General features: G+C 68.0%; 16 protein-coding genes. 9 read left to right on the plus strand and 7 right to left on the minus strand.

The window, feature by feature from the left end:
- Positions 1-31: 31 nt before the first annotated feature.
- From DTA22_RS22455 to cobF, 4 genes are read right to left on the minus strand one after another with little or no spacing between them, the layout of a single operon-like run.
- Positions 32-514, minus strand: coding sequence for a DUF456 domain-containing protein (locus DTA22_RS22455; RefSeq protein ID WP_112300942.1), 483 nt, complete (start codon positions 512-514; stop codon positions 32-34).
- On the minus strand, positions 511-1,722 hold the full coding sequence (gene purT, locus DTA22_RS22460) for a formate-dependent phosphoribosylglycinamide formyltransferase (protein WP_112300943.1): 1,212 nt from the start codon (positions 1,720-1,722) through the stop codon (positions 511-513). The genes DTA22_RS22455 and purT overlap by 4 nt, the downstream gene beginning before the upstream one ends.
- A 38-nt stretch (positions 1,723-1,760) precedes the next feature.
- The gene (locus tag DTA22_RS22465; RefSeq protein WP_037230756.1) at positions 1,761-2,627 is read right to left on the minus strand and encodes an Fpg/Nei family DNA glycosylase; all 867 of its coding nucleotides are present in this window, start codon (positions 2,625-2,627) and stop codon (positions 1,761-1,763) included.
- A 55-nt stretch (positions 2,628-2,682) separates the two neighbouring features.
- Positions 2,683-3,423, minus strand: a complete 741-nt coding sequence (gene cobF / locus DTA22_RS22470; protein WP_112300944.1) for a precorrin-6A synthase (deacetylating) — start codon at positions 3,421-3,423, stop codon at positions 2,683-2,685.
- Positions 3,424-3,509: 86 nt separating this feature from the next.
- Here cobF and DTA22_RS22475 point away from each other — a divergent pair, with 86 nt between their 5' ends.
- The 6 genes from DTA22_RS22475 (at position 3,510) to DTA22_RS22500 (ending at position 7,478) form a co-directional block, all read left to right on the plus strand.
- Positions 3,510-4,310 (plus strand): thymidylate synthase, encoded by an 801-nt coding sequence (locus DTA22_RS22475; protein ID WP_112300945.1) that lies wholly within the window; start codon positions 3,510-3,512, stop codon positions 4,308-4,310.
- Complete coding sequence (locus tag DTA22_RS22480) at positions 4,310-4,816, plus strand: dihydrofolate reductase (RefSeq protein ID WP_037230759.1); 507 nt, start codon at positions 4,310-4,312, stop codon at positions 4,814-4,816. The genes DTA22_RS22475 and DTA22_RS22480 overlap by 1 nt, the downstream gene beginning before the upstream one ends.
- Positions 4,817-4,888: 72 nt before the next feature.
- Entirely contained in the window at positions 4,889-5,287 is a 399-nt protein-coding gene (locus DTA22_RS22485) for a hypothetical protein (RefSeq protein ID WP_112300946.1), read from the plus strand.
- 75 nt (positions 5,288-5,362) lie between these two features.
- Positions 5,363-5,689, plus strand: coding sequence for a cupin domain-containing protein (locus tag DTA22_RS22490; RefSeq protein ID WP_005254209.1), 327 nt, complete (start codon positions 5,363-5,365; stop codon positions 5,687-5,689).
- Positions 5,686-6,756: a tellurite resistance/C4-dicarboxylate transporter family protein gene (locus DTA22_RS22495; RefSeq protein WP_112300947.1), complete on the plus strand. Its 1,071-nt coding sequence runs from the start codon at positions 5,686-5,688 to the stop codon at positions 6,754-6,756. The genes DTA22_RS22490 and DTA22_RS22495 overlap by 4 nt, the downstream gene beginning before the upstream one ends.
- Positions 6,753-7,478 carry an SRPBCC family protein gene (locus DTA22_RS22500; protein WP_112300948.1) on the plus strand — a complete coding sequence of 242 codons (726 nt, stop codon included), beginning with the start codon at positions 6,753-6,755 and terminating at the stop codon, positions 7,476-7,478. The genes DTA22_RS22495 and DTA22_RS22500 overlap by 4 nt, the downstream gene beginning before the upstream one ends.
- Positions 7,479-7,490: 12 nt before the next feature.
- On the opposite strand, the gene DTA22_RS22505 is transcribed toward DTA22_RS22500, so the two are convergent.
- The gene (locus DTA22_RS22505) at positions 7,491-8,114 is read right to left on the minus strand and encodes a hypothetical protein (protein WP_009474921.1); all 624 of its coding nucleotides are present in this window, start codon (positions 8,112-8,114) and stop codon (positions 7,491-7,493) included.
- A 117-nt stretch (positions 8,115-8,231) separates the two neighbouring features.
- Here DTA22_RS22505 and DTA22_RS22510 point away from each other — a divergent pair, with 117 nt between their 5' ends.
- Complete coding sequence (locus DTA22_RS22510) at positions 8,232-9,878, plus strand: sensor histidine kinase (RefSeq protein ID WP_037230762.1); 1,647 nt, start codon at positions 8,232-8,234, stop codon at positions 9,876-9,878.
- A gap of 8 nt (positions 9,879-9,886) precedes the next feature.
- Here DTA22_RS22510 and DTA22_RS22515 read toward each other — a convergent pair whose 3' ends face one another.
- Complete coding sequence (locus DTA22_RS22515) at positions 9,887-10,522, minus strand: response regulator transcription factor (protein WP_037230763.1); 636 nt, start codon at positions 10,520-10,522, stop codon at positions 9,887-9,889.
- Between the two features lie 172 nt (positions 10,523-10,694).
- Here DTA22_RS22515 and DTA22_RS22520 point away from each other — a divergent pair, with 172 nt between their 5' ends.
- A complete protein-coding gene (locus DTA22_RS22520; protein ID WP_112300985.1) occupies positions 10,695-11,558 on the plus strand; it encodes a nitroreductase family protein in 864 nt (287 codons plus the stop codon).
- 23 nt (positions 11,559-11,581) lie between these two features.
- Positions 11,582-12,532 carry an acyl-ACP desaturase gene (locus DTA22_RS22525; protein WP_112300949.1) on the plus strand — a complete coding sequence of 317 codons (951 nt, stop codon included), beginning with the start codon at positions 11,582-11,584 and terminating at the stop codon, positions 12,530-12,532.
- Here DTA22_RS22525 and DTA22_RS22530 read toward each other — a convergent pair.
- Positions 12,529-13,614 (minus strand): alpha/beta hydrolase family protein, encoded by a 1,086-nt coding sequence (locus DTA22_RS22530; protein ID WP_112300950.1) that lies wholly within the window; start codon positions 13,612-13,614, stop codon positions 12,529-12,531. The genes DTA22_RS22525 and DTA22_RS22530 overlap by 4 nt on opposite strands.
- Positions 13,615-13,621 lie beyond the last annotated feature (7 nt).

Consider the following 13,621-nt stretch of genomic DNA (forward strand, 5'->3'; position numbering starts at 1 on the left):
TGGATACCCCTCGGCGACGATTTCGAACGACCTACGTCGCGACCACCGCAGCCAGCCACACACCCGAGGCGATCAGGGCGCCGAGCAGTTCGATCAGCATCGACAGTCCGACGGCCTTGCAGGCGTGCCACGTCGACGCCCACGCCCGGTTGTGCGCACGCAACCGGTACAGCTCGGCCACATACGTTCCCGCGATGAAGCCGAGGAACAATCCCACCACGGGAACGACGAAGAACCCCACGATCCCGGCCAGTCCGCCGACGATCAGCGACTTACCGGGAACCCCGGCCGTGCGCATCCGTTTACCGGGCCAGGTGTATTTGACGACGCCGCTGATCACGAGGAACACCGTTGCGACCGCGCACACCGTCCACGCCGTCGCGCCGCCGGTCATGATGGCCCACACCAGGATTGCGGCGAAGATGAGGATGGTTCCGGGCAGGATCGGGATGACGATTCCGACGAGCCCGATGATGACGGCCAGGCCGACGAGGAGTTCGGCGACCGGACTCACGCGACGGGCTCGACGCGGGATGCCGCCTCCCGCGCACGGCTGCGCGCGGTCTCGACGTCCGGTCCCGTGGACACGGCGACACCCATCCGTCTGCGCACGAAACTCTCGGGCTTGCCGAACAATCGCAGGTCCGTCTCGGGCACCGCCATCGCGTCGGCGACGCCCTCGAAGCTGATCCCCGTGGCGTCGACGCCGCCGTAGATCACCGCGGACGCACCGGGTGTCGTGAGGGTGGTGTCGACGGGCAGGCCGAGGATGGCGCGGGCGTGCAGTTCGAACTCCGAGAGTCGTTGCGTCCGAAGGGTGACCAGCCCCGTGTCGTGCGGGCGCGGACTGACCTCCGAGAAGTACACGTCGTCGCCCTTCACGAACAGTTCCACACCGAAGATCCCGCGGCCGCCCAGCGCCGTGGTCACCTTCTCGGCCACCTCCCGCGACCGGGCGAGTGCCGCGTCGCTCATCGGTTGCGGCTGCCACGACTCCACGTAGTCGCCCGAGTCCTGCAGGTGCCCGATGGGCTCGCAGAAGAAGGTGCCCACCTCGCCGTCGGAACCGATCGCCCGGACGGTGAGCTGGGTGATCTCGTAGTCGAAGTCGACGAACCCTTCCACGATGACGCGGCCGTGATTGATGCGGCCGCCCGCGAGCGCGTACTCCCAGGCCGTCTCGACGTCGCCGGCGTCGCGCACCGTCGACTGTCCCTTGCCGGACGACGACATCACCGGCTTGATCACGCAGGGAAAGCCGATGCGTTCGGTGGCCGCCCGGACCTCCTCGAGCGATTCGGCGAACTCGTAGGGCGACGTCGGCAGCCCCAGTTCCTCCGCCGCGAGGCGCCGGATCCCCTCACGGTTCATGGTCAGCTGCGTCGCCCGGGCGGTGGGGATGACCACCGCGGTGCCGCGCTCCTCGACCGTGGCCAGCGCGTCGGTGGCGATCGCCTCGATCTCGGGGACCACGAAGTGCGGTCGTTCCTGCTCGACGAGACGCAACAGCGCGTCCGGGTCGCTCATGTCGATCGTGTGCGCGCGGTGCGCCACCTGGTGGCCCGGCGCATTGTCGTAGCGGTCGACGGCGATCACCTCCACCCCGAGCCGTTGGAGGGCGATGATCACTTCCTTGCCCAGCTCACCCGACCCGAGCAGCATCACGCGGGTCGCGCCTGCCGTCAGAGGTGTACCGAACCGTACGGGTGCCTGTTCACGCATGGTCACAACTATATGCGGGCACGGTTTCGCGCCGACGCCTACTTCAGCAGCCGCGACATCCGGCGGTCGGCGAGCACCTTGCCTCCGGTCTGACACGTCGCGCAGTACTGAAAAGACTTCTCCGCGAACGACACTTCCCGGACGGTGTCGCCGCAGACCGGACACGGGAGGCCGGTCCGGGCGTGAACCCGCATGCCGGATCGCTTCTCCCCCTTCAGCCGCGCCGCATCCTGGCCCAGCGACCTCTGGACGGCATCGCTCAGCACGGACCGCATCGCGTCGTACAGCACGTGCACCTGGTCATCCGGCAGGGTGCGCGACGTGGCGAACGGGGAAATCTTTGCGGTGTGCAGGATTTCGTCGGAGTAGGCATTTCCGACCCCGGCGAGGAGCGACTGGTCGACGAGCGCATTCTTGATCCGCGCCGACGTCGTGGACAGCAGCGCGGCGAACTCGGGTTCGGTGACGGCAAGCGCGTCGGGCCCCAGCCGGGCAATCCCCTCCACCTCCTGAGGGTCGTGCACCACCCACACCGCGAGCCGCTTCTTGGTGCCCGCCTCGGTCAGGTCGAACGCCGGCGTCGCGCCCTCCGGGGTGAAGAAGTGCACTCGCAGCGCCAGCGGGCCCTTCCCCGGCTTCGGCGGCGCCGCCGACGGGTTGTCGGTCCAGCGCAACCAGCCCCCACGCGACAGGTGTGTGACGAGCCACAACCCGGAGCAGTCGAGTGCGAGGTGTTTGCCGAACCGGGCTGCGCCCGTCACGTCGCGACCCTGCAGGTCGGTGATCGGGGGGTCGAACGTCTTCAGCACGCTCAGGGCCGCCACGTCCACTCGGCCGACGACCGCTCCCACGGCGTGTTCACGCAGGAACTCGGCTAACGCCTCCACCTCGGGCAGCTCGGGCATGGTCCCAGGCTAACGGTAGGTGAGCGCCGAAGTGTGCTCCTCGACGCTTTCGCACTCACCTGCGGAGGAGATAGGTGTCCATGATCCAGCCCTTGCGTTCGCGCAGTTCGGCGCGTACCCGCTGGATCTCGTCCTCGACCTCGCGCAGGCGACCCGAGATCAGCACCTCGTCGGGTGTGCCGAGGTAGGCACCCCACCAGATCTGGACGTTGTCGCCGGGGACCTGGGTGAACGTGCAGTGGGCGTCGAGCATGACCACCGCGTTGTCGACGCCGTCGGGCAGGCCCTCGGCCAGTCGCCTGCCGGTCGTGACGTGCACGGGTTCACCGATCCGGTTGAGCACGATCCGGTGCTGCGCGGCCAGCGACTGCACGCTGGTGACGCCCGGGATCACCGAGTAGTCGAACGACACGTTGCCGCGGGCGAGCACCCGCTCGACGATCCGCAACGTGCTGTCGTAGAGAGACGGGTCACCCCAGACGAGGATCGCCCCGACCCCCGGCTCGGACGCGAACTCGGCCTCGAACAGTGCCGCCCGGCGCTCGTGCCAGTCGTCCACCACGCCCTCGTAGTCGGACGGCGTGCGGTCGCGGGGCGGATCGACGATGTCGACGACGCGGTGCGGGCCGGTGACGTGCTCTTCGAGGATCGTGGTGCGGAGATCGACGAGGTCCTGCTTCTCGTCGCCCTTGCCGATGACGAAGAACACATCGGCCTTGTTCATCGCCTTGATCGCCTGGACCGTCACCTGGTCGGGGTCGCCGGCGCCGATGCCGATCACGAAGAGTTCACGCATGGCGGCAGGCTATCGCCCGTGCGCCTTTCCGGTTGTTCCAGCTACCGAAAAGGCGCACGAGCGGGGAGCGCCTTAAACTGGACGCCGTGACTGTGCCGACCCCGTACGAAGACCTGCTCCGACTCGTCATGGACACGGGCACCCCGAAGGCAGACCGCACCGGGACCGGCACGAAGAGCGTCTTCGGTCATCAGATGCGCTGGAACCTCGCGGACGGGTTTCCGCTGGTCACCACGAAGAAGGTGCACCTCAAGTCGATCGTCTACGAACTGCTGTGGTTCCTGCGCGGCGACTCCAACGTGAAGTGGCTCCGGGACAACGGCGTCACGATCTGGGACGAGTGGGCGGACGCGGACGGCGAACTGGGCCCGGTGTACGGCGTGCAGTGGCGCAGCTGGCCGACCCCGTCGGGCGAGCACATCGACCAGATCACCCAGACCATCGAGACGCTGAAGTCGAACCCGGACTCGCGCCGCATCATCGTGTCGGCGTGGAACGTGGGCGACATCCCGCAGATGGCGCTGGCGCCGTGCCACGCGTTCTTCCAGTTCTACGTCGCGGACGGCAAGCTGTCGTGCCAGCTGTACCAGCGCAGCGCCGACCTGTTCCTGGGCGTGCCGTTCAACATCGCGAGCTACGCGCTCCTCACCCACATGGTGGCGCAGCAGGCCGGGCTCGAACCGGGCGATTTCATCTGGACCGGCGGCGACTGCCACATCTACGACAATCACGTCGACCAGGTCACCGAGCAGTTGAGCCGGGAGCCGTTGCCGTACCCCACGCTGAAGTTGAACAAGCGGCACTCGATCTTCGACTACACCTTCGAGGACGTGGAAATCGTCGACTACCGGCACCATCCGGCGATCAAGGCGCCGGTGGCCGTCTAGTGGCGGCGCGGCAGGTCAAGCTGGTCTGGGCCCAAGGCGTCGGCGGCGTCATCGGCCTCGACAACACGATCCCGTGGCACGTCCCCGAGGACATGGCGTATTTCAAGAAGGTGACGCAGGGCCACCCCGTGATCATGGGCCGCAGAACGTGGGACTCGCTGCCCCCGAGATTCCGGCCCCTGCCCGGGCGGCGCAACATCGTGATCAGCCGTCAGCCCGACTGGACCGCGGACGGGGCCGAGTCCGCCGACGGGATCGACTCGGCGCTCGCGCTCACCGACGAGGACGTCTGCATCATCGGCGGCGCCCAGATCTACACGGCGGCAATGCCGCTCGCCACCCACCTGCTGGTCTCCGAGATCGACGTCACGATCGACGGCGACGCCTGGGCACCCCCGATCGACGACTCCTGGCACGCACAGGACACCGGCGAGTGGCGCACGTCGGAGAAGAACGGCACCCGGTACCGGTGGATCACCTACACCCGGGCATTACCTGCGAGGTAATTGAGAGCATTCGGCTTCGGCCCGAGTCTGAGTGACGTACCCGTTCACTCGTCTCACGTGAGGACCGCCGCCATGATCGCCGCACTCGAAACCCACACCGCACTCTCCCCACTGCGCCTCGCCCTCCGCGTCGACGCCGTCGTCACCGGCGCCAACGGGGTCGCCTACCTCGCCGCCGCCACCGTGCTCGACGACGTCCTCGGCCCGACTGCCGGTTTCCTTCGTGCCATCGGCGTCTTCCTGCTCGTCTTCACCGCCGGGGTGTGGGCGGTGAGCGTGCCCGACCGTCCCGCGCCGGCCGCAGTGGACGCCGTCGTCCTCGCGAACGTCGTCTGGGTGGGCGCGAGCGTGGCTCTGGTGCTGACGGAGTGGCAGCACCTCACCACCGTCGGGGTCGTCTGGGTGCTGCTGCAGGCCGTGGTGGTCGGCGCGTTCGCCGCAGCCCAGGGCGGGGCCCTCACCCGGCGCTGACCGGCACCCCCTTTGCCGCCGCACCGTTACCCCATTCGACGGGTGACGGTGCGCGCAGTGGTTCATACTCACCTCATGGACAAGAAGTCACTGACCGCCCTTGCCCGTCAGCAACTGAAGTTGGCAGGCGGGACGTCCAGCGGCCGCAGTTCGCAGACCGTGTACGGCGGGCATCGGCGCAGCCTCCGACAGACTGTCATCGCCTTGGCCGCGGGCCAGAAGATGGCCGAACACGAGAGCCCGGGCGAGGCCACCCTGTTCATTCTCAGCGGCAAACTGAACCTCGTGTCCGGCGAGGACTCGTGGAAGGGTTCCACCGGCGATCTGCTGGTCCTTCCGACCGATCGGCACAGCGTCGAGGCGATCGAGGACGTCGCGTTCCTGCTCACCGTCGCCATGTGACGGTCGTGCTCGACCGTGTCGAAGACTCCGTTCGGAGCCTGAACCCAGGCTATTTCGCGATCGTCATGGCCAGCGGCATCATCTCGGTGGGCATGAAGCTGGGCGGATTCGACCTGATCTCGGTGCTGCTGCTGATCGTCTGCGCTGTGGCCTACGCGATGCTGGTGGTCCTCACGATCTGGCGGCTCGTGGCGTACCGCCGCGAGGTCGTCGACGACCTGACCGATGCGAGCCGCGGATTCGGATTCTTCACGTTCATCGCGGGGACCGACGTGCTCGGCGTGCGCCTGGCGATGGACGGCCACCATACCGTCACCGCGGTGCTGCTCGCCGTCGCGGCACTGACCTGGATCGTGCTCGGCTACGTCGTTCCGTGGACCGCCGTCCTCGGCACCTCCGAACGTCCGGTGGTGGCGCGCGCCAACGGAACCTGGTTCATCTGGGTGGTCGCCGCCCAGTCGGTGGCCGTCGCCGCGGCGACCCTCGAACCCGTCTACGACGGCGCTCGCCGGTTCCTGGCCGTAGTCGCCGTGTTCTCCTGGTCGGTCGGGGTGTTCCTCTACGGCGCGGCGGGGATCTTCGTCGCCGCGCGGATGATGCTGTATCCGCTCCGGCCCCGGGACCTCACGGCACCGTACTGGGTGTCGATGGGTGCGTGTGCGATCACCGTCCTCGCCGGTGCCCGCATCGTCGAGATGGAGGATGCGCCGATGGTGAACGCCACGCGCGGCCTCATCGGCGGGCTCGCGGTGGTCTTCTGGGCGTTCGCGACGTGGTTGATCCCGGTCCTGGTGGCCGCCGGATGGTGGCGTCACGTCGCGAACAAGGTGCCATTGCGCTACGACGCCACCGTGTGGAGCATCGTGTTCCCGCTCGGCATGTACGCGGTCGCCGGCATCTACCTGGGGCGTGCGGACCATCTTCCGCTCGTCGGTATCGTCGGTAGTGCCGAACTTTGGTGTGCATTCACCGTGTGGTGCGTGGCGTTCGTCGTCATGGTGGTGCATTTCTGGCGGTCGGTGGTTCATGTCGGACCGGCAACAGTGAAGACGCAGGAGAACGCGTGACCGAATCCCAGACCGTGATCGAGGTGTCTGTCGCTGCGGCGCCGTCGGTGGTGTGGCCTGCCCTGCGCGACCCGGAGTTGATCCGGCGCTGGCACGGCTGGGACTACGCCGGCCTGGCCGACGAGATCAGGGAAATCTACTTCGACGACGTGAAGGAGGACGCCGCCGCCTTCACTCTCGCCCTGAACGGGGCCGACAAGTTCAGTCTCCACGAGCACGAGGGCACCACGCTGGTGCGGGTCACCCGCCCGCCCCGCAGCGGCGACCCCGCCGCCGACGACTGGTACGACGACGTCACCGAGGGCTGGACCACGTTCCTGCAGTTCCTCAAGTTCGGCATCGAGCGGCACGGACTCGACGAGCGTCGCACGCTGTTCCTCGAAGGTCCGGTCGCGGACGGTGATTCGGCGCGGCACCTGCTCGGCCTCGACAAACTCGAGGGCATGACGGTCGGCGATCATTTCACCGTGGTCGCCGAGACGGGCGATCTGCTGCACGGGGTGGTGTGTTTCGTGGGCGAACACCAGACCGCGGTGAGTGTCGACGACCTCGGCCCGGGACTGTTGCAGTTCGGCGAGCAGCCCGTCAACGCGGCACGCCCCAACGGCGGCGCGCAGATCCTGCTGGCCGCCTACGACCTGGACGACGAGGAGTGGGCCGAACTCGAAGAGCGCTGGAGAGAGTGGTGGCAGGCCCGGCCGGGAGCCGAACCTGCCACCTGAGTTCTCGAACGGTCAGGCGAGCACGGTGCCCAGGGTGGGCCACCAGATCGTGCTCTTGACGACGTTCGGTCCCACCTGATGGTTCAGCGAGCCGTACACGGCCGCCACGACGAGACCACTGCCGAGCCCGGCGACCGGCGGCGAGGAGACGACCGTGGGAACCGCGACGTTGTTCTGGTCCAGCTTCACGATGCCGCTGGCACCGGTGGCGAAGCTGTAGTAGACGACGTCCAGTTCGGCGCCGGTCTGGTCGTTCGCGATGACGCCCGGTCCGCCGAAGAATCCGAAGCGGAACTGGTTGCTCATGTTGGTCGCCACGCCCGCGCCGTACAGCTGTCCGAGGACCGGACCGCCCTGCCCGGTGTCGGAGTACGCGGGGATCTGGAAGATCTGGCCGGGGAGGGCGATGTTCGTTGCCGCGGTGTCGGTCGGCGACGCGGCGAGTCGCTCGAGTGCCGCTTCGGCCTCGGGGTTCCCGGCGGCGACGGTGCGCAGCTTCGCGATCGCGGTGGCCGGGTCGACGACGGGGGCGGAATCTGCGGGCTGCGCCGACACGACACCGGTGAACATCATCGTCGCTGCCACTGCAGCGGTCAGACCTGCCGCGACCCGTCGCCCGAAGTGCCGTCGATTCATTCTTCTTCTCCCTCGTCACGTCAATGGGTAAGCATTAGTTCGAATGAGTAAACACTCGAGCCCTTATCGACGCCGCGGTTCGCGGCGTTACGCCGCCCCCGGACCTATGCTGCAGACATGGGATCGGACGGTGGGCACGAGGCGAGGATCAGTGAGTTTCGGGAGGGGCTCGCCGACGTGGTCCCGACCCGCCGAAGTCTGCAGCGCCTGTTCGAGGCGGTCCTCGTGGTCGGGTCGGGACTCGAGCTGGATTCCACCCTGCAGCGCATCGTCACTTCGGCGACGTCCCTGCTCGACGCCCGGTACGGCGCCCTCGGTGTCCACGCCCCCGACGGGGGCCTGTCGGAGTTCGTCTACGAGGGCATCACGCCCGAAGAGCGTGCGGACATGGGCCATCTGCCCGAAGGCCTCGGCCTGCTGGGACTGCTGATCCACGACCCTCGCCCGGTGCGCCTCGCCAATCTGGCCGATCACCCGGGGTCGATCGGCTTCCCGCCCAATCATCCCCCGATGAAGAGCTTCCTGGGCATGCCGATCATGATGCGGGGCAAGGTTTTCGGAAGCATCTATCTCACCGAGAAACTCAGCGGACCCGAGTTCACCGACGAGGACGAGGTGATCCTGCGCGCGCTCGCGACCTCGGCAGGCGTGGCGGTGGAGAATTCGCGGCTGTTCGAGGAATCGCGGACGCGGGAGCGGTGGTTGACGGCCGTCGCGGCGATCACGTCCCGGTTGATGGTCGGCGGATCACTCGACGAAACGCTCCACACACTCGCCGCCGAGGTACGCGAACTGTCCAGCGGCGACGAGGTCTTCATCGTCGTCACGCTCGGCGAGGGCGCGGTGGTCGGGGCGGACAGCACGGTGCGGCCACTACGCGACACCTTCCGAATCGCCACCCAGGCCGAACCGTTCGCCGACGTGCTGCGCTCCCGCACTCCCGCACTGCTGACGGGTCTCGACGGTCTCGCACCGTTCTCCGCCGAGGCGGGCCGGGCCGCGGTGCTGCCGTTGTCGACGGCGTCGGGGGTCGGCGGGATCCTCGTGGTCACGGCGCGTGGCAACACTGCGTGGGATCCGGACGAGGTCGCCCGACTCGAATCGGTGGCCGACCTGGCTGCAGTCGCGGTGGAATTCTCCGATCAGCAGAGCAAGCAACGCCTGCTGTCGGTGCTCGCCGACCGCGACCGGATCGCGCGCGACCTGCACGACAACGTCATTCAGCGACTGTTCGCCACCGGCATGAGCCTGCAGAGCACGCACGCGGTCGGGGACGTCCCGGACGGCGTGCGCTCCATCGTGGCCACCGCAGTCGAGCAACTCGATCGCACGGTGCGCGAGATCCGCACCACCATCTTCGATCTGCAGGCCACCGGCATCGCGTCCGCGACCAGTCTGCGCCGTCGCCTCCTCGACGTGATCGGCGACCTCACGTCCCAGTCACCGATCGCGCCGAACGTCCAGTTCTCCGGCGCCATCGACACTCTCGTGCCCAGCCGCATCCACCAGCACGCGGAGGCGGTGCTGCGGGAAGCCCTGAGCAATGCGCTGCGGCACGCGCGGGCCACCACCATCGACATCTCGGTGGCCGCCGGGGACGACCTCACCGTGACGGTCGCGGACGACGGCATCGGGATCGCCGACGGCGCCCGGCGCAGCGGACTGGACAACCTCGATCGGCGCGCCGAGCACTGCGGCGGCATCTGCACCGTCGACGCCGCCGGCGGTGGGACCGTCGTCACTTGGCGGGTTCCGTTGACGTGATGAAGAATTCAGCGCTGGTTGCGTAGTTCGGTGGCCAGCACGGCCGCCTGCGTGCGTCGTTGCATCCCGAGTTTGGACAACAGCCGCGACACGTAGTTCTTGATCGTCTTCTCGGCGAGGAAGAGCCGCTCGGCGATCTCCCGGTTGGTGAGCCCCTCGCCGATCAACTCGAACACGGCGCGTTCCTGCTCGGACAGTTCCGCCAGCGGGTCTTCCCGGCGCGCGGACCTGATCCGGTTCATCAGCGCCGATGTCGCCCTGCTGTCGAGCAGCGAACCGCCCTCCCCCACCGTCCGCACGGCCGCGACCAGGTCGGTGCCGAGGATCTGTTTGAGGACGAATCCGGACGCGCCGGCCATGATGGCGTCGAACAGCGCTTCGTCGTCGGAGTACGACGTGAGCATCAGGCACCTCAGTTCGGGCAGGGCCGCGCGGAGGTCCCGGCACAGTTCGACGCCGTTGCCGTCGGGCAACCGGACGTCGAGCACGGCGACGTCGGCGCCGCTGCCCGGGATCCGTGCCATCGCCTCGCCGACGGACGCGGCCTCCCCGACCACCTCGAGGTCGGGCACGCTGCCGAGTAGGTCGACCAGGCCTCGTCGCACGATCTCGTGGTCGTCGACCAGGAACACCCGCGTGGTCATGTCTGCACCTCCACCGTCTTCTCCTCGAACCGTACCGCGCCGGCGACCGGTGCCCACCCCTCCGGGACCTCTCCCACACGCATTGGGGACCTTCGACCCAAGCGCAGGCGCCGCGGTGCGCGGAAAACTGAGGTTGCGGGGGAACACCCGGACACCACAAGTGGAGGTCGCGATGAACAGCTGGTCGCTCAGTGACATCGAGGTGGTCTCCCGCGCCATCGTCTCGGCTCCGTCGGTCCACGACACGCAGCCGTGGGATCTGCGGCTGGACGGCAGGTGCGCGGAGGTCACGGAGCGTCGCGGTTTCACGGACACACCGCGCGCCGACCGCGTGATCTCGTGCGGTGCGGGTGTCGCGAACGTGGAACTCGCGCTGCGGGCGCTCGGCAAGAAGATCGAGACCGACCTGCTGCCCGATCCGCGCAGGCCCGACCTCGTCGCGACCGTTCGGGCCGTGGGCACAGCTTCCCCGTCGAGCACCGAGCTGAGACTCTTCTCCGCCATGGCCCGCCGTCGGAGTCATCGAGAAGCGTTCGCCGACATACCGGTTCCCGCGGCAACCATCGCCGACATCGTCGCCGCAGCGGAGATGGAGGGCGTCCGTGCTCGGCTGCTCGCCGCGGACGAGGCGCCCGCACTCGCCGACGTACTTCTCTATTCCGCCGACCGGGTTCGGCAGGATCCCGGCCACCAGCGCGACCTCTTCCCGTGGACGTCGCACTGGCTGCCGCAGGGCGGTCACGAGTCGGTGGACCCAATCCGGACCGTCGTCACCCGCGGCGTCCCCGATTCGGCACGACTCGCCGCGGCGATCGAGAGAGAGACCGTCCTCGTGTTCGTGTCGGACACGCAGGAGTCGATCGACCTGGTCCGCACCGGAATCTCGGTCGAACGGGCGTGGCTGACCGCCGTCGACGCCCGGCTGGGCGCCTCCGTCCTCTCCCACCCGCTTCGCGTCGACGATTCGGCGCATCGGCTGGCACGTCGACTCGATGTGCCGGGCTATCCACAACTGATCCTGCGAATCGGATACTGACAGAACAGAAACGGAGTGCCCTTGTGAGCCGCGTACTCACGGACCGCGAACTGCTGCACGAACTCGAGGACGTCGCCGAAGACAACGTCAACCGGCACCTCGCCATGGCCAAGGACTGGCATCCCCACGATTACGTCCCGTGGGACGACGGCCGCAACTTCGCCGCGCTGGGCGGCGAGGACTGGGATCCGGAGCAGTCCCGGCTCAGCGACACCGCGCGGGCGGCGATGATCACCAATCTGCTGACCGAGGACAACCTGCCGTCCTACCACCGCGAGATCGCCCAGCACTTCTCACTCGACGGCGCCTGGGGCACGTGGGTGGGCAGGTGGACCGCGGAGGAGAACAAGCATTCGATCGTGATGCGGGACTATCTGGTCGTGACGCGCGGGGTCGACCCGGTAGCGCTCGAGCTGGCCCGGATGGACCACATGACCCAGGGCTTCGATCCCGGCGGTGGGTCCATGCTGGATTCGGTGTCGTACGTGACGTTCCAGGAACTGGCCACCCGGGTGTCGCACCGGAACACGGGTAAGGCGTGCGGTGATCCGATCGCGGACCGGATGCTGGCTCGGGTGGCGGCCGACGAGAACCTGCACATGATGTTCTACCGCAACATCGTCGGTGCCGCCCTGGACGTCGCACCCGATCAGGCGATTGCCGCGATCCACAAGGTGGTGACCAACTTCCAGATGCCCGGCGCGGGAATGCACAACTTCCGCCGCAACGCGGTCCTGATCGCGAAGGGCGGGATCTACGACCTGCGCCAGCACCTCGACGACGTCGTCCTGCCCGTGCTTCGCAAGTGGAACATGTTCGAGCGTAACGATTTCGGACCGGACGGTGAACGCTGCCGCGAGGAACTCGCGGCGTTCCTGCAGAACCTGGAAGCCAAGGCGGCCCGGTTCGAGGAATCCCGGGACCGCGCGCTCGCCCGCGAGGCCCGCCGCGGCGAACGCGTGTCAGCCCGCTAACGCACCTCGAAGACCAGCGGGTACCGCGAGCCGGCGTCGTCGAGTTCCGGTGCCGGGTCCCCCTTCAGGAAGCGGTCGAACATCCCCGCCACGAGGTCGTTCGTCGTGTCGACCACCTCCTGGCGGGGAGCCGTGCCGAGGCTGAAGCCGGCGGGCACATCCATACCCGGGGGATCGGGGATCGCCTGCGGGACGTAGTGCTCGGCGTCGGTGAAGCTGAAGTGCCCGGTGTCCCGCAGTGCGTAGACCTTGCTCCAGGACCGGGGGGTCGCAAAATACTGCCCCCAGAACCTCTCCCGGCCTTCGGGGCTCTCGGCGTGACGCGAGTTGAGCACGCTGAGCAGGGGGGTGCCGGGATCCTGGGAGACGATCGGGCTCGCCGTGTTCGCATACAGGAGCGCTCCGTCGACATTGACTCCGGCGTCGACACGGGGATCGTCGAGGAGGACCTGCGTGGTCGTGGCTCCGCCGATCGAATGACCGAACATCCCGATCCGGTCGGGATCGACGGCCCCGGGAAGACCGTCCGGCAGTAGCCGGCCGATCCCGTCGGGGTCGTCGCCGCGGGACAGGGATTCGACGGTGTCGATGACGAAACTCGCATCCTCCACCCGGGTGTCGAGCGCCTTCTTCTGGGTGTCGGCGGAGTACGGATCGGTGATCTGGGCCGTGACGACGCGGCCGTCCGGGAACACCGTCGCGAGGGCCTCACCCGTGTGATCCATGCTGATCACCACGTAGCCGCGGCTCGCGAGGTCCTCGGCGGCGACCGTGTACAGGGTCCGCGGCACATAGAAGCCCGGCGAGAAGAGGACGACGGGAAGCGAGCGGGTTCCGCCCGCGGCGAATCCGGCGGGATAGGTGACCGTCACCGGGATGGATCGCGCACGGCCCGGCGTCCACGGATCGACGCGATCGTGATCCACCAGTTCGAGTGTGCTGACGCCGATGTTCGAATCGCTCGCAGGCAAGCGCAGCACCGTGCCGGTGTCGGCACGCGACATAGCCGGCTGGACCGAGGCCACCGCGCCGAAAACCACTGCGCCGGCGACCAGTCCCCGGAGTGTGCGGGTTGCCTTCACTCGAACC

The organism is Rhodococcus wratislaviensis, assembly GCF_900455735.1.
In the GTDB taxonomy this organism is placed as follows: Bacteria; Actinomycetota; Actinomycetes; order Mycobacteriales; family Mycobacteriaceae; genus Rhodococcus_F; species Rhodococcus_F wratislaviensis.

Bases quoted from the DNA above. Each gene is read 5' to 3' on its own strand.
- purT (WP_112300943.1), bottom strand. From the start codon at position 1,722: ATGCGTGAACAGGCACCCGTACGGTTCGGTACACCTCTGACGGCAGGC.
- DTA22_RS22465 (WP_037230756.1), bottom strand. From the start codon at position 2,627: ATGCCCGAGCTGCCCGAGGTGGAGGCGTTAGCCGAGTTCCTGCGTGAA.
- cobF (WP_112300944.1), bottom strand. From the start codon at position 3,423: ATGCGTGAACTCTTCGTGATCGGCATCGGCGCCGGCGACCCCGACCAG.
- DTA22_RS22485 (WP_112300946.1), top strand. From the start codon at position 4,889: ATGATCGCCGCACTCGAAACCCACACCGCACTCTCCCCACTGCGCCTC.
- DTA22_RS22490 (WP_005254209.1), top strand. From the start codon at position 5,363: ATGGACAAGAAGTCACTGACCGCCCTTGCCCGTCAGCAACTGAAGTTG.
- DTA22_RS22505 (WP_009474921.1), bottom strand. From the start codon at position 8,114: ATGAATCGACGGCACTTCGGGCGACGGGTCGCGGCAGGTCTGACCGCT.
- DTA22_RS22510 (WP_037230762.1), top strand. From the start codon at position 8,232: ATGGGATCGGACGGTGGGCACGAGGCGAGGATCAGTGAGTTTCGGGAG.
- DTA22_RS22515 (WP_037230763.1), bottom strand. From the start codon at position 10,522: ATGACCACGCGGGTGTTCCTGGTCGACGACCACGAGATCGTGCGACGA.
- DTA22_RS22520 (WP_112300985.1), top strand. From the start codon at position 10,695: ATGAACAGCTGGTCGCTCAGTGACATCGAGGTGGTCTCCCGCGCCATC.